A 23234-nucleotide genomic window follows, 5' to 3' on the forward strand; every position below is an offset into this window, starting at 1 on the left:
CGCAGCCGCATCAAGGACACCGACTTCGCCAAGGAAACCGCCGAACTGACCCGCACCCAGATCCTGCAGCAGGCCGGTACGGCCATGCTGGCCCAGGCCAACCAGGTGCCGCAGGGCGTGCTCAGCCTGCTGCGCTGATCCACGGCAAGAAGGCGCCGCTACCGTCGGATCGAACCGACGGTAGCGGCAACCGGGAAGCCACGATGCACGAAGGCGCGGGCCATGCCCGGCCCGGGATCACTCCCGAACCGGCTTGGCATCGCCCGCTCCTGCGGACCTCTCTTTCAGCGCTGTACCTTTGACTGTACGTACCGGGCGGCTTCGTCTCCCCCCGATTGTCAGTAGCCTGATCCCTCCCCTGCATTGGGGGAGGGTTTTTTGCAGACCCCCGGCAGCCCGCGGTGAACCCACCCGCACCCTGCCCCAGGCCTCCTGCAACCCGCGTGCCAGAACCTGCGCCAGAGCATTGGCACGGCACGTGCATCAACGAAGTCCTCAAGACCCAGCGGCGCAGGCCGCTATTTTCGTTGACGACGGGCCACCGCACAGCGGCCAGGCCCGGATACCAGGAGAAACGACGTGGCAGACTTTGGATACGGTGGCATCGGCTCGGGACTGGACATTTCCAGCATCGTCAACCAGCTGGTCGCAGCTGACCGCAAGCCCGCCGACAATGCGCTGAACCTGCAGCAGTCCAAGGCCAAGATGCAGCTGTCGTCGATCGGCACCGTCACCGCGGCCTTCGACAAGCTGAAGACGGCGCTGACCGCACTGAAGGCCACCACCGCGTTCGACACGCGCACGGTGACCGCCAGCAAGGGCGGCGACAAGGGCACCGACGAGATCCTGACGGCGTCGGTCGCGCTGTATGACGTCGGCACCACCAAGGCGGCGGCCTCCAACGGCACGCACGTGGTCAACGTCACCTCGCTGGCCACCGCGCACAAGCTGATCGCCGACACTTCGGTACCCAAGACCGACACGTTTGCTGCCGGAACCTTGACGCTGACCGTCGGCGTGGGCGACAACGCCAAGACCATGAACGTGGAGGTGGAGGACGGCGACACGCTGACCACCATCCGCAACAAGATCGACGCGGCCGGCCGCAAGGAAGGCGTGCAGGCCACCCTGATCAGTTCCGGCGACAACCAGTACCTGTCGATCGCCCAGGAAAAGACCGGTGCCGCCAACGCGATCAAGCTCGAATACGCCGGCAGCGATGCCAAACTGGGCGGCCTGGTCAACAGCCTGAAGCAGAACACCGCCGCCGCCGATGCCGAGCTGACCATCGATGGCGTCAAGGTCGTCAGCGCCAGCAATACGGTGGCCGATGCGGTCCCGGGCCTGACCCTGAACCTGAAGATGCCGGGCACCAGCACGGTGACCATCAGCACCGACACTGCTGCGGCGACCAAGGTGATGCAGGAGTTCGTCACCGCGTACAACGCCGCACTGGCGGCCATCAATACCGAAACCAAGTACGACGCCAAGACCAAGGAAGCCTCCACGCTGACCGGCGATGCGCAGATGCGCGGCGCCACCAGCCAGCTGCGCTCGGTGATGTCGAGCGTGCTCAAGGACCTGGCCGGTGACAAGCTCGATGCCAAGGCGATCGGCCTGGACACCCGCGGCTACCCCAATGCCGACGGCACGCTGATCCTGGACACCACCAAGTTCGCCGCCGCCCTGGCCAGCCAGCCGGAGAAGATGCGCCAGGCGATCACCGGTGATACCGGCGGCGCCGGCAAGCTGTACACGCTGGTTGACGGTTATGTGAGCACCACGGTCGGCAAGGAAGGTGCCTTCGTTGCCCGCACCAAGGGCCTGAACACCACGCTGGACAACATCGACAAGCGCCGCAAGGACCTCGACACGCGCATAAAGAGCGTGGAAGAGCGCTACAAGAAGCAGTTCCTGGCGCTGGACAGCCTGATGGGCAAGCTGCAGCAGAGCAACACCGCGCTGCAGCAGCAGCTGGCCCAGTTGAACCGCTGACGGAACGTGCGCGGCACTCAAGTTTGCCGCGCCATGCACCGATAACGGACGCAACAGCAATCATCGCCGCGCCGTCGGCACCGGTCCCCGCGATCACCCGACGGCACCCCGCGCAAGGAGAATCACGAATGTACGGTTCCAGCCGTCAATATGCCGAGCAGTACCGCCAGGTGGGGGTGACCAGTGCGGTCGCCGATGCCGATCCGCACAAGCTGGTGGCGATGCTGCTGGCCGGCGCGCTGGAGCGCGTGCGCCGCGCCCTGGCCAGCCTTGAACGCGGTGACCAGGCCGGCAAGGGCAAGGCGATCGGCGAAGTCTGCGCGATCGTCGGCCACCTCAACGGCTCGCTGGACCACGAGGCCGGCGGCGAGATCGCCGGCAACCTGTCGGCGCTGTACGACTACGTGCTGCAGCGCCTGACCGAAGCCAACCTGCACAACGACCGCGCCGCGCTGGATGAATCGCTGCAGCTGCTGGGCGAGATCGACAGCGCCTGGAACGCGATCCCGCACGAACAGCGCCGCCCCGCCGCGGTGGCACCATGAGCCTGCACGCGCTGCATGCGCAGCTGGATGCCTTCGAGAAGGCGCTGGGCGATGATGCGCTCGACCGGGCCGACAGCCTGCTCGACGGCCACGACAGCACCCTGCACGCCCTGCTCAGCCAGCCGCTGACCGCGGCCGACCACGCGCCGCTGAGCGCCCTGTTCGAGCGCCAGCAGAGCCTGCTGGGCCTGCTGCGCCAGCGCCGCGACGCCGTAGCCGCGCAGATGAACGATGGCCAGCGCTCCCTTCGCGCCGCGCATGCCTACCTGCAGGCAGAATCGCTGGCATGACCCAGTTGCCGACCACGTCGCTGCACCACCCAGCCGAAAGCGAGCTGTTCGACGAAACGCTCAGCTGCGAACTGGCGCTGCCGGCCGAGTTCCAGGCAGGCAGCGCAGCCGGCCGCACCAGCAGTGCCGAAGGCCTACTGCGCAGCCTGGCACTGGTCGAGGACAGCCGCGTCGACGAGCACGACGAACGCAACGAAGCCAGCCTGCAGTTGCAGCGGCTGGAAGCCAAGCTGGACCTGGCGATGGTGCTGCTTGGCCGGCTGGTACGCCAGCAGGGCCAAGAACTGACGCTGCGCCCGGTGCGCTGGTCGCGGCGCGGCATCCGCCTGCAGCTGGGTCCGCGCAGCGGTGCCAGCCCCGGCCAGGCCGGAGTGGTGCGCCTGCAGCCCAGCGACTGGCTGCCCGACCACATCGACCTGCCGGTGGAGGTCGTCGCAGAAGCCGCCGACGGTAGCGGCGGGCACTTCCTGTGGCTGCGCTTCCAGCGCTTGGGCGACGGCCTGGAGATGGCGATGGAGCGGCACCTGTTCCGCCTGCACCGCCGCCAGGTGGCCGAGGCACGCCGCGCACGCTGAAACCCGCCCCCTTGGCGCTGCACGGCCGACCCTTGGCGCGCCCGTTCAGCTAAGTTAAGGTGGATGCCCCTACACGGATCTGCTGCGTGCCTGTGCGAGTTCTCATCGTCGACGATCACACCCTTGTCCGCGCCGGCCTGGCGCGGCTGCTGCAGGGGTTTGCCGACGTGCAGCTCGTCGCCGAGGCCAGCAACGCCGAACAGGCACTGCAGCTGTCCCTGCAGCACGCACCGGACGTGGTGCTGATGGACCTCTCGCTGCCGGGCCGCACCGGGCTGGAAGCGCTCAGCGACATCCGCCTGCGTGCCCCCGGTACCCGGGTGGTGATGATGACCATGCACGACGATGCCGCCCACGTGCGCGATGCGCTGGATCGTGGCGCGGTCGGGTTTGTGGTGAAGGACGCCGCACCGCAGGAACTGGAACTGGCACTGCGCGCCGCGCACGCCGGCCAGGTGTTCCTGAGCCCGCAGATCTCGGCCAAGATGCTGGCGCCGATGCTGGGCCGCGAGAAACCCACCGGCATCGCCGCACTCTCACCGCGCCAGCGCGAGATCCTGCGCCGCATCGGCAAGGGCGAGAGCAACAAGGAAATCGCCGCCGATCTCGGCATCAGCGTCAAGACGGTGGAAACCCATCGCGCGCGGATGATGGAATCGCTGGGCTGCCGCCGCGCCAATGACCTGCTGCTGCTGGCCGCGCGCCATCAGCACGAGCTCGAGTAAGCGCCGGTCCCGGGGTCAGCTCCCTTTCCCGTGGAAAAGGACCTGACCCTGCGACACCCTGCATCGGCGACGAAATCCCGTCACCCCGACATTCCCTGACAGTAATCCGTACCGCAGCCGCCGCGCGCCCACCGGCTTCGCCACGACGAATCAATGAGTTGGCGTCGCATTTCGTCAATTTCCCGCGCCGGTGTAGGGAATCCCCCTACACCCTGTCGGGAGTTCCACGAAATGCATCAGGAACCCCCCGATTCCGTCCTCGCCGGATGAAAAGCAAGATGCGTTCCACAAGGCGCCGGGGAGCGGTGCCGGGGAACCACGATGAAGGCTGCACTCTCGACCCAGCTGGGCCAGCAACTCCACCTCACCCCGCAACTGCTGCAGTCGATCCGGCTGCTGCAGCTCGATGGCCTGCACCTGGAGCAGGAAATCCAGCGCCTGCTGGACTCCAATCCGCTGCTGGAGATCGAAGAGGCCGAGGCCCCTGCTGCCGACGCCGCCGAAGCCAGCACTCCCACGATCGATACCGCCGCCTTTGACGAGCTGCCCGAGCCGTCGATGTGGGACGTGGCCGGCGCGAGCTGGCAGGACGGCGACGACGACCGCATGGCGCGCATCGCCGCCGGCGAGTCGACCGACCCGCAGCTGCGCGTGCTGCAGCGCCTGTCGCTGGACATGGACGATCGCCAGCTGGCGGTCGCCGCCTTCTGGCTGGACCAGTGCGACGAGGCAGGCTACCTGCAGGCGCCGCTGGCACAGCTGCAGCTGCTGGCCAGTGCCCAGTTCGACATCGCTGCCGACGGGGTGGAAGCCATCCGCCAGCAGCTGCTGCATGGCGAGCCCGCAGGCATGGCCGCCCAGGACCTGCGCGAAGGCCTGCAGGCGCAACTGCGCAGCCTGCACGGCGTCGTGCCGGCCCGCCACCTGGCCGCCCGCATTCTCGACGGCGCGCTCGAAGCGCTGGCCGCGCACGACTACCCCGCCCTCGCCCGCCTGCACGATGCCGAGATCGACGACGTCCGCGAGGCCGTGCGCCTGATCCTCTCGCTGCAGCCGCGCCCGGGCGACAGCCTGCTGCCCGAACGCAACGCGGTAGTGGTGCCGGACGTCGTCGCCTGGCACGCCGACGGGCAGTGGAAGGTCGCCCTGAACCCGGCCACCAGCCGTCGCGTGTCGATCAACAGCCAGTACGAACAGGTGCTGGCCGAAACCAGCGACGCCGCCCCGGCGCTGCGCGAGATGCTGCAGGAGGCGCGCTGGTTCAGCCGTGGCCTGTCGATGCGCTACGACACCCTGCTGCGTACGGCGCGGGTGATCGTCGAGCGCCAGGCCGCCTTCCTGGTGCGCGGCGAAGAGGCCATGGCGCCGTTGACCCTGAAGGAAGTGGCCGAGGAAATCGGCATGCATGAGTCCACCGTCTCGCGCATCACCACCGGCAAGTTCCTGCAGACCCCGCGCGGCACCTTCGAGCTGAAGCACTTCTTCGCCGTGCGCCTGGAGGGCGCCAGCGTCTCTGGCCAGGCGGTGAAGGCCATGGTCCGCCGCCTGATCGACGCCGAACCGGCCGGCCGCCCGCTGGCCGATGAGGCCATTGCCGGCCTGCTGTCGCGCCAGGGGGTGAACATTGCCCGCCGAACCGTCGCAAAATACCGAGAACAACTGGATATCGCCCCGGCCCGCGAACGGCGCCGGCTCAGCGCCAGGCAACCCCAGCTGGCCCGGGTGGGCTGAAAAGGATGTTGGACATGAACAAGCTCACGGTCCTGCTGGTCGATGACCACGAGGGCTTCATCAACGCGGCGATGCGCCACTTCCGCAAGATCGACTGGCTGCAGATCGTCGGCAGCGCCGGCAACGGCCTGGAAGCGATCGAGCGCTCGGAAACGCTGCGCCCGCAGGTGGTGCTGATGGATCTGGCCATGCCGGAAATGGGGGGCCTGCAGGCCACCCGCCTGATCAAGTCGCAGGACGATGCGCCGTACATCGTGATCGCCAGCCACTTCGACGACGCCGAGCACCGCGAACACGCGCTGCGCGCCGGCGCCGACAACTTTGTCAGCAAGCTGTCCTACATCCAGGAAGTCATGCCGATCCTGGAAGGCCTCAGGGAGGAACAGTCGTGAGCGAATCGCGCATCCTGGTGCTGGACAACGACGCCGTGCGCGCAGAGCGCACCGTTGCCCTGCTGGAATTCATGGACTTCAACCCGCGCTGGGTGTCCGACGCAGCCGACTTCGACCTGGGCCGCCAGCGCCAGAACGACTGGATGGCGGTGATCGTCGGCAGCCTGGACGACAGCGCTGCCAGTACCGCGCTGTACCACTGGCTGGGCGGCAGCAGCCTGCCGCCGCCGGTGCTGCTGGCCGACGGTGATGCCGCTGCCTTTGCCCAGCAGCACGGCCTGCACGAAGCCAACATCTGGCCGCTGGAAACGCCGCTGCGCCATGCGCAGATGGAGGCCCTGCTGCGCCGTGCCAGCCTCAAGCGCCTGGACGCCGAGCACCAGGCCGGTGCCGCGCAGGACCAGGGCCCTACCGGCAACGGCCCGGCGGTGACCGCGCTGCGCACCATGATCGAACAGGTCGCCGCGTTCGATACCACCGTGCTGGTGCTGGGTGAATCCGGTACCGGCAAGGAAGTGGTGTCACGCGCGATCCACCAGCGCTCGCCGCGCCGCGATGGCCCGTTCGTGGCAATCAACTGCGGCGCCATTCCGGCCGACCTGCTGGAAAGCGAACTGTTCGGCCACGAAAAGGGTGCCTTCACTGGCGCACTGACCGCGCGCAAGGGCCGTTTCGAAATGGCCGAGGGCGGCACGCTGCTGCTCGACGAAATCGGCGACATGAGCCTGCCGATGCAGGTGAAGCTGCTGCGCGTGCTGCAGGAACGCAGCTTCGAGCGCGTCGGTGGCAACCAGACCATCCGCTGCAACGTGCGCGTGGTGGCCGCGACCCACCGCGACCTGGAGACCCGCATCGCCGAGGGCAAGTTCCGCGAGGATCTGTTCTACCGCCTCAACGTGTTCCCGATCGAAGTGCCCGCGCTGCGCGAGCGCCGCGAGGACCTGCCGGCGCTGGTGGAAACCATCGCCGCGCAGCTGGCCCGCACCGGCCGTGGCGAAGTGCGCTTCACTGCCGAAGCGCTGCAGGCGCTGTCCAGCTACGAATGGCCGGGCAACGTGCGCGAGCTGACCAACCTTGTCGAGCGCCTGGCGGTGCTGCATCCGGGTGGCTCGGTGCGCGTACAGGACCTGCCGGCCCGCTATCGTGGCGACGCCGCACTGGCCGCGGTGGCCGCACCGGCACCGGCAGCACCGGTGGCCAGCGAAGACCGCCTGGACCTGCGCAGCTTCTCGTTCCACACCCCGGGCAGCGGCAACCAGCCGGCGCTGGAACACGGTATCGCCGTCAATCGCCCGGCGGCGCCGGCGGCACTGCCCGACGATGGCCTGGACCTGCGCAACCACATGGCCAACATCGAACTGGGCCTGATCAACGAAGCACTGGAACGCACCCAGGGCGTGGTCGCCCACGCCGCCCAGCTGCTTGGCCTGCGCCGCACCACCCTGGTGGAAAAGCTGCGCAAGTACGGCATCGAGCGCGAGCAGGCCGAGCTGGCCGGCTGAACCGCGGTATCAGCATGAAGGGGGCACGAACGCCTGGGCTTGCCCGGGCGTTGGTGTTTGTAGTGCCCGGGGTCAGATCCCTTTGCGCAGGAAACGGATCTGGCCCCGGACGTTCCGCGCACCGATGGCCACATCGGCCGCAGCTGCCGCAACCAGCGCCCCGCCCCCTACACCTTGCTGTTGACCGGCCAGAGCCATCGCCAGGGCCGTTTCGTCGACACCCAGCACGCGGGCCCCATCGCGCCGCGCCAGCGCCAGAATTCCGGCCGATGGACCCTGCAGCTATAGGCCAGAAAACCGACGCCGGTTAAATGGCGCCGCCAATGGGGTCAGAGCCCGTTGCGTTGCAACGGGATCCGACCCCGTGCCAACCAACGGTCGGCACCCACCATCAGTAGCAGGTTCCAACAGATCTCGGCCACCTGTCGAAGGCGGGGTGGGTCCGGTTGCGGGGTGTCCGCGGCATGGATGCCGCGGCCAAGCCCCCAAGGACGGGTTTACGGCGTCCCCGTAGCCGGACCCACCCCGCCATCCCTCAGTAGACCCGCTTCTGCTGTTGCTCCGGCTTCGGCCGTTGCCGTTGAGGTTGCCGGCCAGCGGCCGGCACTACCGCGGGGCGCGGGGTGCAACCCCGCACGCACATCCAACCTCCTCACGTCACTGAATCGAAAACCGGTTTCGGCACGGCACTTGCACTGGCTCTAGCAGACAACCCCATCCCTGTTTCTGGAACCGTTGCAGATGTCCCACTCCGTCACTTCGATCCTTTCGCAGATCCGCTCCTATCAGACCCAGATGGGACAGCCGGCGCTCAACCCGCTGGGCGAAACGCCGCGCAGCAATGCCCTGCCGGGCACGGTGCTGGACGCGCCGCAGGTGCAGCCGGCCAGCTTCACCGAAACCCTGCGTGGTGCGATTGCCGGCGTCAACGATGCGCAGCAGAAGTCCGGCGCCCTCGCCAAGGCCTTCGAAATGGGCGACCCCAGCGCCGACCTGGCCAAGGTGATGGTCGCTTCGCAGCAGTCCCAGATCGCCTTCCGCGCCACCGTGGAAGTCCGCAACCGTCTCGTCCAGGCTTACCAGGACGTGATGAACATGCCGCTGTAAGGAATAGAGACGCATGGCACTGACGCTCTCCAAGGACAGCCTGAACGCCGAGAAGGCCGGGCAGTGGTTCGACCGCCTGCAGAGTCTGCAGATCACCCGTCGGCTGGGCCTGATGGCAATGATCGCGGTGGCGGTGGCGGCAGGCCTGTCCGTGTTCTTCTGGTCGCAGAAGCCGGGCATGGTCCCGCTGTACACCGGCCTGGACCAGAAGGCGACGGCGGAAGCGACCGACCTGCTGCGCGCCGCGCAGATTCCGTTCGCACTCGACCCGGCCACCGGTGGCATCACCGTGCCGGAAAAGAACCTGCACGACGCTCGCCTGAAGCTGGCCGGCTCCGGCCTGACCGACAGCGGCAAGCTCGGCTTCGAGCTGATGGAGCGCGATCCCGGCTTCGGCGTCAGCCAGTTCGTGGAAAGTGCGCGTTACCAGCACGCACTGGAAACCGAGCTGTCGCGCACCATCAACACGCTGCGCCCGGTGCGTGATTCACGCGTGCACCTGGCCATTCCCAAGCCCAGCGCGTTCACCCGCCAGCGTGACGTGGCCAGCGCCTCGGTCACCCTGGAACTGCGTGGCGGCCAGCAGCTGGAACGCAGCCAGGTGGACGCCATCGTGCACATGGTCGCGGCCAGCATTCCGGACCTCGCGCCGGAACGGGTGACCGTGGTCGACCAGAGCGGGCGCATGCTCAGCATCACCGACCCGAACAGCGAAGCGGCGGTCAACGCCGCCCAGTTCGAGCAGGTGCGCCGCCAGGAAACCTCGTTCAACCAGCGCATCCGCGAGCTGCTGGAACCGATGACCGGCCCCGGCCGGGTCAATCCGGAAGTGAGCGTGGACATGGATTTCTCGGTGACCGAGGAAGCCCGTGAGCTCTACAACGGTGAACCGCAGAAGCTGCGCAGCGAGCAGATGAGCGAGAACACCACCAGCACCCCGGGCCCGCAGGGCGTGCCCGGCGCGACCAGCAACAGCCCGCCGGGCCAGCAGGCCGCACCGGCCACCGCGCAGGCCCCGACCGAAAGCAGCAAGAACGCCACCCGCAACTACGAGCTGGACCGCACCCTGCAGCACACCCGCCAGCCGGCCGGCCGCATCAAGCGCGTCTCGGTGGCGGTGCTGGTGGACAACGTGCCGCGTGCCGGTGCCAACGGCAAGATGAGCCCGCAGCCGCTGTCGGCTGCCGAACTGACCCGCGTCGAAGCGCTGGTCAAGCAGGCCGTCGGCTTCAACGCCGAGCGTGGCGACACCGTGTCGGTGATGAATGCCCCGTTCGTGCGCGAGACCACGCCTGAGGAAGGCCCGGCGTGGTGGGAGCTGCCGTGGGTGCACGATGCCGGCCGCATGCTGCTGGGCGCGGTGGTGGTGCTGGCGCTGCTGTTCGGCGTACTGCGCCCGGCGCTGCGCGCGATCACCGGCCAGAACAGGAAGGACGACCCGCAGGCACTGGAGCCGCACACCGCAGACGTGCAGCTGGTCGATGACGATGGCACCCCGCTGCCGGCGCTGGGCGCCGACCGGGCCAGCCTGGCCGGGCCGGACGCACTGGCCTTGCCGGTGGATTCTTATGAGGAACGACTGCGGATGGCGCGTGAAGCCGTGAAGACCGACTCCAAGCGCGTGGCCCAGGTGGTCAAGGGTTGGGTGGCCAATGACTGAGGCAGCCCTGACCGGCGTGCAGCGCGCCGCCGTACTGTTGCTTTCGCTGGGTGAGCTGGACGCGGCCGAAGTGCTGCGCCACATGGAACCCAAGGAAGTGCAGAAGATCGGCATCGCCATGGCCACGATGACCGACATCACCCGCGAGCAGGTGGAACGGGTGATGGACCAGTTCGGCCAGGAGCTGGGCTCGAAGACCTCGCTGGGCGTGGGCTCGGACGACTACATCCGCAACATGCTGGTGCAGGCGCTGGGCAGCGAGAAGGCCGGCAACCTGATCGACCGCATCCTGCTGGGCCGCAACACCACCGGCCTGGACGCGCTGAAGTGGATGGACCCGCGCGCGGTGGCCGACCTGGTGCGCAACGAGCACCCGCAGATCATCGCCATCGTGATGGCGCACCTGGAAACCGACCAGGCCGCCGACGCGCTGAAGCTGCTGCCCGATCGCACCCGCGTGGACGTGCTGCTGCGCATCGCCACCCTCGACGGCATCCCGCCGAACGCGCTCAATGAACTCAACGAGATCATGGAGCGCCAGTTCGCCGGCAACCAGAACCTGAAGTCGTCGAACATCGGTGGCGTGCAGTGCGCGGCCAACATCCTGAACTTCATGGACAGCGGCCAGGACCAGGCCATCCTGGGCGAGATCGCGCGCATCGATGCGCCGCTGAGCAACCGCATCCAGGACCTGATGTTCGTCTTCGACGATCTGGTCGACCTGGACGACCGCGAGATGCAGCTGGTGCTGCGCGAAGTCAGCGGCGAGCGCCTGGGCCTGGCCCTGCGCGGCGCCGATATCAAGGTGCGCGACAAGATCACCCGCAACATGTCGCAGCGCGCGGCCGAGATCCTGCTGGAAGACATGGAGGCCCGCGGACCGGTGCGCCTGTCCGACGTGGAAGGCGCGCAGCGCGAGATCCTGGCCATCGTCAAGCGCATGGCCGATGAAGGCACCGTCACCATCGGCGGCAGCGCGGAGGCCATGCTGTGAGCAACGTCGTGCGCTGGCTTGCCCCGGACCTGCTGGCCCAGCCCGAACCGGTGCTGGAGCAGGAGGACGCGTTCGAACTCACCGAGCAGGACCCGGAACACGAACCGGAGCCGCCGCTGCAGCTGCCGACCCTGGAGGAAATCCAGGCAATCCAGGACAGCGCCGAGAAGGAAGGATTCGATCAGGGCCATGCCGAAGGCTACGGCCAGGGCCAGGCCGAGGTGCGTCGCCTCGCCGCGCAGATCGAAGGCATCCTCGACAACTTCAGCCGGCCGCTGGTGCGGCTGGAGAACGAAGTGGTCGGCGCCCTTGGCGAACTGGCGGTGCGCATCGCCGGGGCGCTGGTCGGCCGCGCCTACGAGGCGGAGCCGGCACTGCTGGCGCAGCTGGTCGGCGAAGCGATCGACGCCGTGGGCGGCAGCACGCGCGAGGTGGAAGTGCGGCTGCATCCGGATGACATCGCCGCGCTCGCTCCGTTGCTGAACCTGTCGCCGGCGCAGCGCCTGGTACCGGATACCAGCCTCAGTCGTGGCGACCTGCGCGTGCACGCCGAAGCGGTGCGCATCGACGGTACCCTGGAGGCCCGCCTGCGCGGTGCGCTGGATGCGGTGATCCGCCAGACCGGAGCGACGGCATGAGCGCTGCACCGCAAACGACGCCGCCGCCGGCCGACTGGGCCGTGGCCCGCAACCTGCGCCTGGCCCGGCGCCTGGATGGCCTGCGCGTGGATACCGCGCATGGCCGTGGGCTGATCCGCGAGGGCGTGCTGCGCCGCGCGGTCGGCCTGACCCTGGAAGCGGTCGGCTGCGAGGCGCCGCTGGGCGCCAGCTGCAAGGTGGAAGTGGTCGATGGCGGCTGGGTCGATGCCGAAGTGGTCGGCTTCGCCGGCGAACGCACCTACCTGATGCCCAGCGCCGAACTGCATGGCCTGCTGCCCAATGCGCGGGTGGTGCCGTCGGCGCGCCGGGGCGGCGTGGAAGTGGGCGAAGGCCTGCTCGGCCGCGTCATCGACAGCGACGGCGTGCCGCTGGACGGCAAGGGGCCGATCCGCGCCGAAGGCCACGTCGGCATGGCCGGCGTGTCGATCAACCCGCTGGCGCGTGAACCGATCACCCAGCCGCTGGACGTGGGCGTGCGCGCGATCAACGCGCTGCTGCCGATCGGCCGCGGCCAGCGTGTCGGCCTGTTCGCCGGCTCCGGCGTCGGCAAGTCGACGCTGCTGGGCATGATGACCCGCTACACCGCCGCCGATGTGATCGTGGTCGGCCTGATCGGTGAACGTGGCCGCGAAGTTCGCGACTTCGTCGAGACCACGCTGGGCGAGGAAGGCCTGCGCCGCGCGGTGGTGGTGGCCAGCCCTGCCGACCGGCCACCGTTGGCGCGCCTGCACGGTGCCTACCGTGCCACCGCCATCGCCGAGTGGTTCCGCGACCAGGGCCTGAACGTGCTGCTGCTGATGGACTCGCTGACCCGCTTTGCGCAGGCGCAGCGCGAGATCGGGCTGTCGGTTGGCGAACCGCCGACCACCCGCGGCTACCCGCCGTCGGTGTTCGCCAAGCTGCCGGCGCTGGTCGAGCGCGCCGGCAACGGCGCAAAGGGCCGCGGCTCGATCACCGCGTTCTACACCGTACTGACCGAAGGCGATGATCCACAGGACCCGATCGCCGACGCCGCGCGCGCGATCCTCGATGGCCACATCCTGCTTTCGCGCCGCGTGGCCGACAGCGGCCTGTACCCGGCCATCGACGTCGAATCGTCGGTCAGCCGCGTGGTCACGGAAATCGCCGACGAGCCGTGGCGCCTGCGCATCCGCAAGCTGAAGCGACTGGTCTCGGCCTACTCGGCCAACCGGGACCTGATCGCGATCGGTGCCTACCAGCGCGGCAACGACGCGGCCACCGACGAAGCCCTGGAACGCTGGCCGGAAATCATGGAGTTCCTCGGCCAGGACGTTGCCAAGGCCGCAGATCTCCCGCACAGCCAGGCGGCGCTGCAGCGCCTGGTGGAACAAGAGAGTTAAGCCATGAACCAGTCCAAGCGCATCGATCCCCTGCTCAAGCGGGCCCAGGAACACGAGGACGCGGTCGCCCGCGACCTGGCCGAACGCCAGCGCGTGCTCGACACCCATCTGTCGCGCCTGGACGAACTGCGCCGCTATGCCGAGGAGTACGCCAACGCCCAGATGGCAGCGACCAGCCCGGCACAGCTGCTGAACCGCCGCGCCTTCCTTGATCGCCTGGACAGTGCGGTCGAGCAGCAGCAGGCCACGGTCAACGGCAACCGCGAAAAGGTGGAGGCCGAGCGCGCGCGCCTGATCCTGGCCAGCCGTGACAAGGCGGTGCTGGAGCAGCTGGCCGCCAGCTACCGCGCGCAGGAAAAGGTGGTGACCGACCGCCGCGACCAGCGCGAGATGGACGATATCGGTGCGCGGCGTGCGCGCCTGGTGCAGGCCGAAGACCAGGACGGCACCGAGCAGGGAGGCCGCCCGTGATGCCCGCTCCGCTCGCCAGCAGCGCCAACACCGCCACGCCAGCCGCCAGCAACAGCGCCGCGCGTACCCCGCGCAGCGAAGGCGGCAAGGACTTCAGCCAACTGCTGCAGGGTGGCGCACCCTCTTCGCCTGCGCCTGCCGGCGGCGCCACGACGCCGACGCCGACGCCATCCACGCCCAGCCAGCCATCGACCGCCGACAGCCATGGCCAGGCACCGGGCGAACGCAACGCAGACGGCGAAGCGGCAACCGCTGAAACGTCGCCGCTGCCGCCCGTTGCCGTGACCCCGGCTGGAGCCGGCACCGACAAGGACAAGCCTGCCGCAACCGAGGACGCCCCGTGGCCACCGCTCGGCCTGGCCGGCCTGGTGCTGGCGATGCCGACGCCCGTGGATCCGGCCGCCGCCCTGCCGACCACCGCTGCGCCATCGCTGGCCAGCGACGGTAGCGCGCTGCCCGCTCCCCCTGCCGCGAACACGGCACTGCCTGCAGCCGCGCCGGCAGCGGCAAGCGCAGCGCCAGTGGCGGCCGACGGCAAACCGGCGCCCACCAACGCTGACGACGCCACCGCACTGCCCCTGCCGGAGATGATCCTGCCCGGCAAGCGCAGCGAGCGCGCCGAAGGCAGCGACGTGGCCGCCGTTGGCGACCGCGCCAGTGCGCCGCTGCTGCACGCACCGCCAGCGGCCGCCGTGCAGGACCTGAAGGCCGCACTCGCCACCGGCACCGCGATCTTCAATGGCGAACCGACGCCCAAGCCCGTGCTCGGCGACGAGGGCTTCGATCAGGCCATCGGCGCACGTCTGGGCTGGCTGGCCGACCAGAAGATCGGCCACGCCCACATTCGCCTGAGCCCGGACGACCTGGGCCCGGTCGACGTGCGCCTGCAGTTGAACGGCGACAAGGTGCATGCCAGCTTCAGCAGCCCGCACGTGGACGTGCGGCAGGCACTGGAAAGCAGCCTTCCGCGGCTGCGCGAGCTGCTGGGCGAACAGGGCTTCCAGCTGGCCCACGCCGACGTCGGCCACCAAGCACCGGGCGGTGACGGCAATGCGTCGGGCCAGCCCGGTGGCGGCAGCATGAGCGGCGACGGAGAACCGACGCCGGGCGACGCCAGCGTGTCGGCCGCGCAGTTGATCCGCCAGCGCGGCTTGCTGGACGCCTACGCCTGACAGGCGTGCCAACCAAGGTTGGCACCCACCAGCGCTGGGCGGTTGGCACCCGCCCGGGCACCCTGCACTAGCGCCAGCGAGGATCGGCACCCTCCCGTCCGCGCCTCCGACGGAATTCCGTCGCACCCGACTGCCCCGCCTTCGGCACACCCCTTGCATATCCCGGTGAAGCAACCCTCAGGAGCTTCACCCCGTGGCCGCAGCCGCTGACAAAACCAAGAAGACCGCCGAGAAGGACAAGGCCGCCAAGCCGCGCAGTCCGATCCTGATCACCGCACTGGTGGCCGTACTGGCTGCCGCTGCCGCTGGTGGCGGCGTGTGGTTCTTCACCCAGTCCAAGCACGAAGAGAAGACCGCGCAGGCGCCGAAGAAGAGCGCGACCCCGGCCCCGGCGCAGTACTTCGCGCTGGACCCGGCGTTCGTGGTCAACCTCAATGGCCCGGTCGACGGCCCGCGCTACCTGCAGCTGGAGGTCCAGCTGATGACCCGCGACCCGGCCGCATTGGAAGCGATCAAGACCCATGCCCCGGCCATCCGCGCGCGCCTGTTGATGCTGTTCTCGCAGGTCAGCCCGGACCAGATCGCCGATGTCGCCGGCAAGCAGAAGCTGCAGGCCAGTTCGCTGGCCGAGGTGCAGAAGGTGCTCAAGGCCGAGACCGGCAGCAACGGCGCCGACGATCTGCTGTTCACCAGCTTCGTGACCCAGTAAGGGCCCACCGATGAATGATCTGCTGTCCCAGGACGAGATCGATGCCCTGCTCCACGGCGTGGACAGTGGCGCGGTCGAGACCGATGCGGAACCCCCGTCAGGCGAAGCGCGTTCGTACGACTTCGCCAGCCAGGACCGCATCATCCGTGGTCGCATGCCGACCCTGGAAATGGTCCACGAGCGCTTCGCGCGCCTGTGGCGGATCGGCCTGTTCAACCTGATCCGGCGCTCGGCCGAGCTGTCGGTGCGCGGCATCGAACTGATCAAGTTCAACGACTACATGCACTCGCTGTATGTGCCGACCAACCTGAACCTGATCCGCTTCAAGCCACTGCGCGGTACCGGCCTGATCGTGTTCGAGCCGACCCTGGTGTTCGCCATCGTCGACAACTTCTTCGGCGGCGACGGGCGCTACCCCACCCGCATCGAGGGCCGCGAGTTCACCGCCACCGAAATGCGGGTGATCCACCTGCTGCTGAAGCAGACCTTCGCCGATCTGCGCGAAGCGTGGGCACCGGTGATGGACGTCGACTTCGAGTACATCAACTCGGAGATCAACCCGCATTTCGCCAACATCGTGACCCCGCGCGAATACGTGGTGGTGTGCCGCCTGCACGTCGAGCTCGACGGCGGCGGCGGTGACATCCACGTCACCCTGCCCTATTCGATGCTGGAACCGATCCGCGAACTGCTCGATGCCGGCATCCAGAGCGACCGCAACGACCGCGACGAGAGCTGGGGCAAGACCCTGCGCGAGCAGCTCAACATCGCCGAAGTCACCCTGTCTAGCGTACTGGCCAGCAAGCGCATGACCCTGCGCGACCTGACCCAGCTGAAGGTCGGCGACATCCTGCCGATCGAGCTGAGCCCGCAGGTGCCGCTGTGCGTGGAGAACATTCCGGTGTTCACCGGCGAGTTCGGCATCGCCAACGGCATGAACGCCGTGAAGATCACCGCTACCCATCCGCCGGGCACCCGCCCGCGCGTACCCGTCATCCAGGAAGACCCGCAATGAACGATATCGACGCCCTCGAACCGACCCCGGCCCAGTTCAGCAGCCTGCAGGCCGACGAGGCCAACGGTCCGGACCTGAACCTGGACGTGATCCTCGATGTGCCGGTGACCCTGTCGCTGGAAGTCGGTCGTGCCCGCCTGCCGATCCGCAACCTGCTGCAGCTCAACCAGGGCTCGGTGGTGGAACTGGAACGCGGCGCCGGCGAATCGCTGGACGTGTTCGTCAACGGCACCCTGATCGCACACGGCGAAGTGGTGGTGATCAACGACCGCTTCGGCGTGCGCCTGACCGACGTGGTCAGCCCGAGCGAGCGGATCCGGAGACTGCGTTGAGCCTGCTGGCCTCCACCCTGCTGGCGGTCGGCAAGACCGCCGCCCCGATCGGTCCGCAGGTCGGCCAGCATGCGGCCGCCGCACCCAGCCTATTCGGCGCGGTGCTGGCGCTGCTGGCAGTGCTGGCGCTGGTGATCGGCCTGGGCTGGCTGCTCAAGCGCATGCCAGGCAGCGGCTTCCGCCCGGCCGAAGGCATGAAGCTGGTGGCCAGCCTCAGCGTCGGCGCCAAGGAGCGGGTGGTAGTGGTGGAGGTCAATGGCCAGCAACTGCTGCTGGGCGTCACCGCCGGCGGCATCAACACCCTGCATGCCCTGCCCGAACCGCTGCCGCCGCCGGCACCGGTGCGCGTGCCGGACTTCAAGAACCTGCCGAATTTCGCCCAGCTGCTGCAGCAGCGGCTGCGCAAGGATCCCTGACATGCGTGTCACCCGTACCCGTCTTGCCACCCTGATGCCGTGGCTGCTGTTGCTTGCCCTGTGCCTGTTGCCGGCGCTGGCGTTCGCCGCGCCCGGTGCCCCGGCCACCCCGCTGCCGGACGTCAATGTCGGCAAGATCGGCGGCCAGCCGGTCAGCCTGCCGCTGCAGACCCTGCTGCTGATGACGGCGATCACCCTGATCCCGTCGATGCTGCTGGTGCTGACCTCGTTCACCCGCATCATCATCGTGCTGGGCCTGCTGCGCCAGGCGCTGGGTACCGGCCAGACGCCGTCCAACCAGGTGCTGCTGGGCCTGGCCCTGTTCCTCACCGCGATGGTGATGATGCCAACCTGGGACAAGGCGTGGAGCGCGGGCATGGCGCCCTACCTCAACGGCGACATCGACTTCCAGACCGCCTGGACGCTGACCACGCAGCCCCTGCGCGGGTTCATGCTGGCGCAGATCCGCGAGACCGACCTGATGACCTTCGCCGGCATCGCCGGGCATGGCACCTACGCCAGCCCCGACGCGATCCCGTTCCCGGTGCTGGTCGCCTCGTTCGTCACCAGCGAACTGAAGACCGCCTTCGAGATCGGCTTCCTGATCTTCATCCCGTTCGTGATCATCGATCTGGTTGTCGCCAGCGTGCTGATGTCGATGGGCATGATGATGCTGTCGCCGATGCTGGTGTCGGCGCCGTTCAAGATCCTGCTGTTCGTGCTGGTCGATGGCTGGGTGCTGACCGTGGGCACGTTGGCGGCCAGCTTCAATCCGGCCTGATATCCCCCACAAAGCGCCGTCGAGCATGGCTCGACGCTGCACAAGCAGATGGAACCCGAATGTCTCCCGAACTTGCCTTGACCGAACTGCGTGGCGGCCTGATCACCGTGCTGTGGGTCGCCGGCCCGCTGCTGCTCACCGTGCTGGTGGTGGGCGTGGTGGTGGGCGTGGTGCAGGCCGCGACCCAGCTCAATGAACCGACCATTGCCTTCGTCGCCAAAGCGGCAGCGCTGACCGCGGTGCTGTTCGCGCTGGGCAGCCTGCTGATCGGCCACCTGGTTGAATTCACCACGCTGCTGTTCCAGCGCATTCCACACCTGATCGGCTAGGGCACGCGCTTCGATGGACGCCGCGACACAGATGGCGGCCGACGGCCTGCAGGCCTTCGGCATGATCGGCACGGTGCTGTGGACCATGCTGCGCATCGGCGCAGTGGCCATGGCCATGCCCATGGTCGGCACGCGTGCGGTGCCATCGCGGGTGCGCGTGGTGCTGGCCGGCACCCTGGCCATCGCACTGGCCCCGCTGCTGCCCCCGGTACCGGACTGGACCGGCTTCGACGCGGCTACGGTGCTGACCATTGCCCGTGAACTGGCCATCGGCGTATCCATCGGCTTCATGCTGCGGCTGGTGTTCGAAGCCGGCGCGATGGCCGGCGAACTGATCGCACAGGGCACCGGCCTGGCCTTCGCGCAGATGAGCGATCCACTGCGCGGAGGAACCTCCGGCGTGATCGGACAGTGGTTCTACCTGCTGTTCGGCCTGCTGTTCTTCACCGCCAACGGCCACCTGGCGTTGATCTCGCTGCTGGTGGACAGCTATCGCGCGCTGCCGATTGGCGCCCCGCTGCCGGACCCGCATGCCTTCTTCAGCATCGCCCCCACCTTCCTGCTGACCGTGCTGCGCGGCGCGCTGAGCCTGGCCATTCCGCTGACCGTGGCGATGCTGGCGGTGAACCTGGCCTTCGGCGTGCTGGCGCGTGCCGCCCCGGCATTGAACCCGATCCAGCTGGGCCTGCCGGTCTCGCTGCTGCTGGGCCTGTTCCTGCTGGCCCTGCTGGCCGGGGAAATGGGGCCGCCGGTGCAGCGACTGTTCGACGCCGCCTTCCAGGCTGCGGACGCGGTCACACACTGACCCGGTCATCACGAATTGCCGCTTGAAGTCCCCCCCGGTCTGCGCGTTAGAGTGAATGCGCGGCAACCGGGGGGATGCCGCACCTGGCCGGCGCCCGTCCGCGTCGGCCTGCCTCATGCATGCCCCACCGTAGTTTCCGTCGACAGGCAGGTCCGGGAGACTGACGAATGCTGGTAGGCACGTACAACCCGTGGCTGGTGGCGATCTCACTGCTGGTTGCCGTGATGGCGTCGTACACGGCGCTGGCGATGGCCGGACGCACGGTCACCGCCCCCGGCAAGGGCGCGGCCTGGTGGTGGCGCCTGGGCGGCGGCTTTGCCATGGGCCTGGGCATCTGGTCGATGCACTTCATCGGCATGCTGGCCTTCGACCTGCCCATTCCACTGGGCTACGACCTGCCCATCACCCTGCTCTCGCTGGCGCTGGCGATCGCCTCGTCGGTGTTCGCACTGTGGCTGGTTTCGCTGCGCACCCTGCCCCATCCGCGATTGGCCGGTGGTGCTCTGCTGATGGGCACCGGCATTGCCGGCATGCACTACGTCGGCATGGCGGCGATGCGCATGCAGCCGGGAATCGACTACGACCCGGGCTGGCTGCTGCTCTCCCTGGTGGTGGCGGTGGCCGCGTCGTGGACCGCGCTGTACGTGGCGTTCCGCCTGCGCGCGCAGCGCACCCGCGTCGGTGACCGGTTGGCAGCCGCGGGCCTGCTCGGCCTGGCCATCGTCGGCATGCACTACACCGGCATGGCCGCCGCGCGTTTCCCGGAAGGCAGCATCTGCGGCGCGGCGGTCGGCGATGGCCTGCAGAGCGAGTGGCTGGCGATGCTGGTGGTGGTGCTGACGGTCGCGATCCTGGCGGTAGTGCTGGTGGTTTCATGGCTGGACCAGCGGGTGGAGGCGCAGCTGCTGCGGCTGCGCAACTCGATGCTGAGCACCTCGTTGACCGATGCCCAGCAGGAACTGACCCAGGCCGCGCTGCACGATCCACTGACCCGCCTGCCCAACCGCCTGCTGCTGCAGCGGCGCATCGTGCAGGCACTGGCCGAAGCCGAACAGGGCGGCAACCGCTTTGCGGTGATGTTCATGGACCTGGATGGCTTCAAGCAGGTCAATGATGCCTACGGTCATCAGGCCGGCGACGCGCTGCTGGTGGCGGTGGCCGAGCGTACCCGGCAGCTGCTGCGGCCCAACGACATGCTGGCCCGCCTGGGCGGCGACGAGTTCGTGCTGGTGGTGCGCATCGAGCACGACGAAGACCTGCCGACCCTGGCCCGGCGCATCCTGCAGGCGGTGGGCAGCGGTCCGCTGCTGCAGGACAACGAACTGCAGGTGACCGCCAGCATCGGCGTGGCGATCTGCCCGGACCACGCCGCCAGCGAGCGCCAGTTGATGGCCTTCGCCGACGCGGCGATGTACCAGGCCAAGGAGTCCGGTCGCAACGCCTTCGTGCTCTTCGCCGACTGGATGAACGACAGTGCCGAACAGCAGTTCCGGCTGCTGGCCGACCTGCGCCGGGCCATTGGCAGCGAGCAGTTGTTCCTGCACTACCAGCCCAAGATCCGCGTGGCCACGCAGAAGGTGGCGGGTGCCGAGGCGCTGATCCGCTGGAAGCATCCGGAGCATGGGCTGATTCCGCCGGACCGTTTCATCCGGCTGGCCGAGCGCAGCGGCGCGATCAACGAGATCGGCCGCTGGGCGCTGGACCAGGCCTGCCGCCAGCTGCGCCACTGGCACGATGCCGGCCACGAAGGCTGGTCGATATCGGTGAACCTGTCGCCAGTGCAGTTCGGCTCGCCCCACCTGCTGCGCGACGTGCGCGAGGTGATCGAGCGCCATCGCATTCCCGCGCGCCACCTGGTGCTGGAGATCACCGAAAGCACGGTGATGCGCGACACCGACACCAGCCTGCGCCTGCTGCAGGCGCTGTCGGCGCTGGGCGTGGGCATCTCCATCGATGATTTCGGGACCGGCTATTCCAGCCTGCTGTACCTGAAGCGGCTGCCGGCCACCGAGATCAAGATCGACCACGCCTTCGTGCGCGACCTGGAACACAGTGCCGAGGACGTGGTGATCGTCTCGGCGATCGTGGCGCTGGGCCACGCGCTGGACATGGACATCGTCGCCGAGGGCGTGGAGACCGCCGCGCAGCGCGCCTACCTGGAGCGCCTGGGCTGCGACTTCCTGCAGGGCTACCTGCTCGGCCGCCCGGTCGACGCGGCACGCTTCATGCAGCTGCACGACCTGCCACGGCCGCGGGTGGAACTGGCGCAGAGCCCGCCGCCGCAATACCCGCCCGGCTGACACCGGGCCACGCGCGCCCGCCATCACGGAACGATCCCTGCGGCACTCCCCTGTAGAGCCGAGCTCATGCCCGGCTGTGCTTCGCGCCTGGCCCCAACCGTAGCCGAGCGTGGGCTCGGCTCTACAGAACGGGCCGTCGGTAGATCCACGCCATGCGTGGAACGGTTCTTGCACGCACCCCGGCATCCCCTGCCGCAGTGCCCGTGATGTCCGAGAACGAATCCGCCGGCGAAAAGACCGAACAACCCACCGAAAAACGCCTGCGCGATGCCCGTGAACAGGGCAACCTGCCGCGCTCGCGCGAACTTGGCACCGCCGCCGTGTTCGGCGCCGGCGTGCTGGCGGTGATGGCCATGAGCGGCTCGATCGGCCGTGGCGCCAGTGCCTGGATGAAGCACGCGCTCAGCCCGGAACAGAGCCTGCGGCAGAACCCGAAGGAACTGTTCGGCCACTTCGGCGACCTGCTGCTGCAGTTCATGCTGGTGATCGCACCGCTGGTGCTGGTCTGCCTGCTGGCCAGCTTCGTCGCCCCGCTGGTGATGGGCGGCCTGCGCTGGTCGCAGAAGGCGCTGCTGCCCGACATCAACCGCATGAACCCGATGAGCGGGGTCAAGCGCCTGTATGGGCCCGAGGCGATTGCCGAGTTCACCAAATCGCTGCTGCGCGTGGCCTTCGTCGGCGTCGCCGCCGGGCTGGTGGTCTGGACCGGCTTCGACACCCTGCGCGGGCTGATCCACCACCCGCTGGAGACGGCCATCACCGACGGCCTCGGCTTCACCCTGCGCCTGCTGCTGGCCACCGCCGGCGCGATGCTGGTGCTGGCCGCCATCGATGCGCCGTACCAGCGCTGGAACTGGATGCGCAAGCTGAAGATGACCCGTGAAGAGCTGCGCCGGGAAATGAAGGAAAGCGAGGGCAGCCCCGAGGTCAAGGGCCGCATCCGCCAGCTGCAGCAGCAGATGGCCAACCGCCGGATGATGGAAGCGGTGCCCACGGCGGACGTGGTGGTGGTCAACCCCACCCACTACGCGGTGGCCCTGAAGTACGAGGGCGGCGCCATGAACGCCCCCACCGTGGTCGCCCTGGGCGTGGACGAGACCGCCCTGCGCATCCGTGAAGTGGCCGACGGCAACAAGGTGGCGATCGTCTCTGCCCCGCCTTTGGCACGCGCCTTGTATCGGGAAGGCCAACTCGGAAAGGAAATCCCCGTGAGACTGTATTCGGCCGTCGCCCAGGTCCTGTCCTACGTCTACCAGCTGCGCGCCTGGCGCACTGGCCCGATGCCGGACGCCCCGCACATCCAGGTGGATGAATTCGGCAAGGGAGGCCGCCCGTGAGCGCCCAGCCCTCCGCCGGTTTCAACACCCG

General features: G+C 68.5%; 25 protein-coding genes. All 25 read left to right on the forward strand.

Features of this window, described 5'->3' with window-relative positions:
• A partial coding sequence (locus tag AC5P9C_RS19465; protein WP_279923195.1) for a flagellin occupies positions 1-138 on the forward strand: 138 nt, incomplete at its 5' end.
• 441 nt (positions 139-579) lie between these two features.
• Positions 580-1995, forward strand: a complete 1416-nt coding sequence (fliD, locus tag AC5P9C_RS19470) for a flagellar filament capping protein FliD (RefSeq protein WP_343542059.1) — start codon at positions 580-582, stop codon at positions 1993-1995.
• 128 nt (positions 1996-2123) lie between these two features.
• Positions 2124-2540: a flagellar export chaperone FliS gene (fliS, locus tag AC5P9C_RS19475; RefSeq protein ID WP_005416447.1), complete on the forward strand. Its 417-nt coding sequence runs from the start codon at positions 2124-2126 to the stop codon at positions 2538-2540.
• Positions 2537-2830: a hypothetical protein gene (locus tag AC5P9C_RS19480; protein ID WP_049466169.1), complete on the forward strand. Its 294-nt coding sequence runs from the start codon at positions 2537-2539 to the stop codon at positions 2828-2830. The genes fliS and AC5P9C_RS19480 overlap by 4 nt, the downstream gene beginning before the upstream one ends.
• Positions 2827-3405: a PilZ domain-containing protein gene (locus AC5P9C_RS19485; protein ID WP_049466167.1), complete on the forward strand. Its 579-nt coding sequence runs from the start codon at positions 2827-2829 to the stop codon at positions 3403-3405. Before AC5P9C_RS19480 ends, AC5P9C_RS19485 begins: the two co-directional genes overlap by 4 nt.
• Positions 3406-3497: 92 nt before the next feature.
• Positions 3498-4130 carry a response regulator gene (locus AC5P9C_RS19490; RefSeq protein ID WP_032959406.1) on the forward strand — a complete coding sequence of 211 codons (633 nt, stop codon included), beginning with the start codon at positions 3498-3500 and terminating at the stop codon, positions 4128-4130.
• 321 nt (positions 4131-4451) lie between these two features.
• Positions 4452-5861: an RNA polymerase factor sigma-54 gene (gene rpoN, locus AC5P9C_RS19495; RefSeq protein WP_150826580.1), complete on the forward strand. Its 1410-nt coding sequence runs from the start codon at positions 4452-4454 to the stop codon at positions 5859-5861.
• Positions 5862-5875: 14 nt separating this feature from the next.
• The gene (locus tag AC5P9C_RS19500) at positions 5876-6253 is read left to right on the forward strand and encodes a response regulator (RefSeq protein WP_005409556.1); all 378 of its coding nucleotides are present in this window, start codon (positions 5876-5878) and stop codon (positions 6251-6253) included.
• On the forward strand, positions 6250-7755 hold the full coding sequence (locus AC5P9C_RS19505) for a sigma-54 dependent transcriptional regulator (protein ID WP_150826579.1): 1506 nt from the start codon (positions 6250-6252) through the stop codon (positions 7753-7755). Before AC5P9C_RS19500 ends, AC5P9C_RS19505 begins: the two co-directional genes overlap by 4 nt.
• Positions 7756-8496: 741 nt before the next feature.
• The gene (gene fliE / locus AC5P9C_RS19510) at positions 8497-8862 is read left to right on the forward strand and encodes a flagellar hook-basal body complex protein FliE (protein WP_014037113.1); all 366 of its coding nucleotides are present in this window, start codon (positions 8497-8499) and stop codon (positions 8860-8862) included.
• A gap of 13 nt (positions 8863-8875) precedes the next feature.
• On the forward strand, positions 8876-10522 hold the full coding sequence (gene fliF / locus AC5P9C_RS19515) for a flagellar basal-body MS-ring/collar protein FliF (RefSeq protein ID WP_049466159.1): 1647 nt from the start codon (positions 8876-8878) through the stop codon (positions 10520-10522).
• A gap of 7 nt (positions 10523-10529) precedes the next feature.
• Entirely contained in the window at positions 10530-11516 is a 987-nt protein-coding gene (gene fliG, locus AC5P9C_RS19520) for a flagellar motor switch protein FliG (protein ID WP_024958226.1), read from the forward strand.
• The gene (locus AC5P9C_RS19525) at positions 11513-12154 is read left to right on the forward strand and encodes a FliH/SctL family protein (RefSeq protein WP_414615246.1); all 642 of its coding nucleotides are present in this window, start codon (positions 11513-11515) and stop codon (positions 12152-12154) included. The genes fliG and AC5P9C_RS19525 overlap by 4 nt, the downstream gene beginning before the upstream one ends.
• The gene (locus AC5P9C_RS19530) at positions 12151-13536 is read left to right on the forward strand and encodes a FliI/YscN family ATPase (RefSeq protein ID WP_014647044.1); all 1386 of its coding nucleotides are present in this window, start codon (positions 12151-12153) and stop codon (positions 13534-13536) included. Before AC5P9C_RS19525 ends, AC5P9C_RS19530 begins: the two co-directional genes overlap by 4 nt.
• Positions 13537-13539: 3 nt before the next feature.
• Positions 13540-14007: a flagellar export protein FliJ gene (fliJ, locus tag AC5P9C_RS19535; RefSeq protein ID WP_021203862.1), complete on the forward strand. Its 468-nt coding sequence runs from the start codon at positions 13540-13542 to the stop codon at positions 14005-14007.
• Positions 14007-15179, forward strand: coding sequence for a flagellar hook-length control protein FliK (locus AC5P9C_RS19540; RefSeq protein WP_312556983.1), 1173 nt, complete (start codon positions 14007-14009; stop codon positions 15177-15179). The genes fliJ and AC5P9C_RS19540 overlap by 1 nt, the downstream gene beginning before the upstream one ends.
• Positions 15180-15372: 193 nt before the next feature.
• Complete coding sequence (locus AC5P9C_RS19545) at positions 15373-15888, forward strand: flagellar basal body-associated FliL family protein (RefSeq protein ID WP_049441913.1); 516 nt, start codon at positions 15373-15375, stop codon at positions 15886-15888.
• Positions 15889-15898: 10 nt separating this feature from the next.
• Positions 15899-16903, forward strand: coding sequence for a flagellar motor switch protein FliM (fliM, locus tag AC5P9C_RS19550; protein ID WP_014647040.1), 1005 nt, complete (start codon positions 15899-15901; stop codon positions 16901-16903).
• On the forward strand, positions 16900-17235 hold the full coding sequence (fliN, locus tag AC5P9C_RS19555; RefSeq protein WP_005409543.1) for a flagellar motor switch protein FliN: 336 nt from the start codon (positions 16900-16902) through the stop codon (positions 17233-17235). Before fliM ends, fliN begins: the two co-directional genes overlap by 4 nt.
• Entirely contained in the window at positions 17232-17651 is a 420-nt protein-coding gene (gene fliO / locus AC5P9C_RS19560; protein WP_053495137.1) for a flagellar biosynthetic protein FliO, read from the forward strand. The genes fliN and fliO overlap by 4 nt, the downstream gene beginning before the upstream one ends.
• Position 17652: 1 nt before the next feature.
• Positions 17653-18432 (forward strand): flagellar type III secretion system pore protein FliP, encoded by a 780-nt coding sequence (fliP, locus tag AC5P9C_RS19565; RefSeq protein ID WP_049466148.1) that lies wholly within the window; start codon positions 17653-17655, stop codon positions 18430-18432.
• Between the two features lie 59 nt (positions 18433-18491).
• Positions 18492-18761: a flagellar biosynthetic protein FliQ gene (locus AC5P9C_RS19570; protein WP_005413254.1), complete on the forward strand. Its 270-nt coding sequence runs from the start codon at positions 18492-18494 to the stop codon at positions 18759-18761.
• Positions 18762-18774: 13 nt separating this feature from the next.
• Positions 18775-19566 (forward strand): flagellar biosynthetic protein FliR, encoded by a 792-nt coding sequence (fliR, locus tag AC5P9C_RS19575; protein ID WP_046430450.1) that lies wholly within the window; start codon positions 18775-18777, stop codon positions 19564-19566.
• Positions 19567-19733: 167 nt separating this feature from the next.
• A complete protein-coding gene (locus tag AC5P9C_RS19580; protein ID WP_057494245.1) occupies positions 19734-21866 on the forward strand; it encodes a putative bifunctional diguanylate cyclase/phosphodiesterase in 2133 nt (710 codons plus the stop codon).
• Between the two features lie 206 nt (positions 21867-22072).
• Complete coding sequence (gene flhB, locus AC5P9C_RS19585; protein WP_329850854.1) at positions 22073-23203, forward strand: flagellar biosynthesis protein FlhB; 1131 nt, start codon at positions 22073-22075, stop codon at positions 23201-23203.
• Positions 23204-23234: the final 31 nt, after the last annotated feature.

The organism is Stenotrophomonas sp. YJH_SMC_10 (assembly GCF_059371555.1).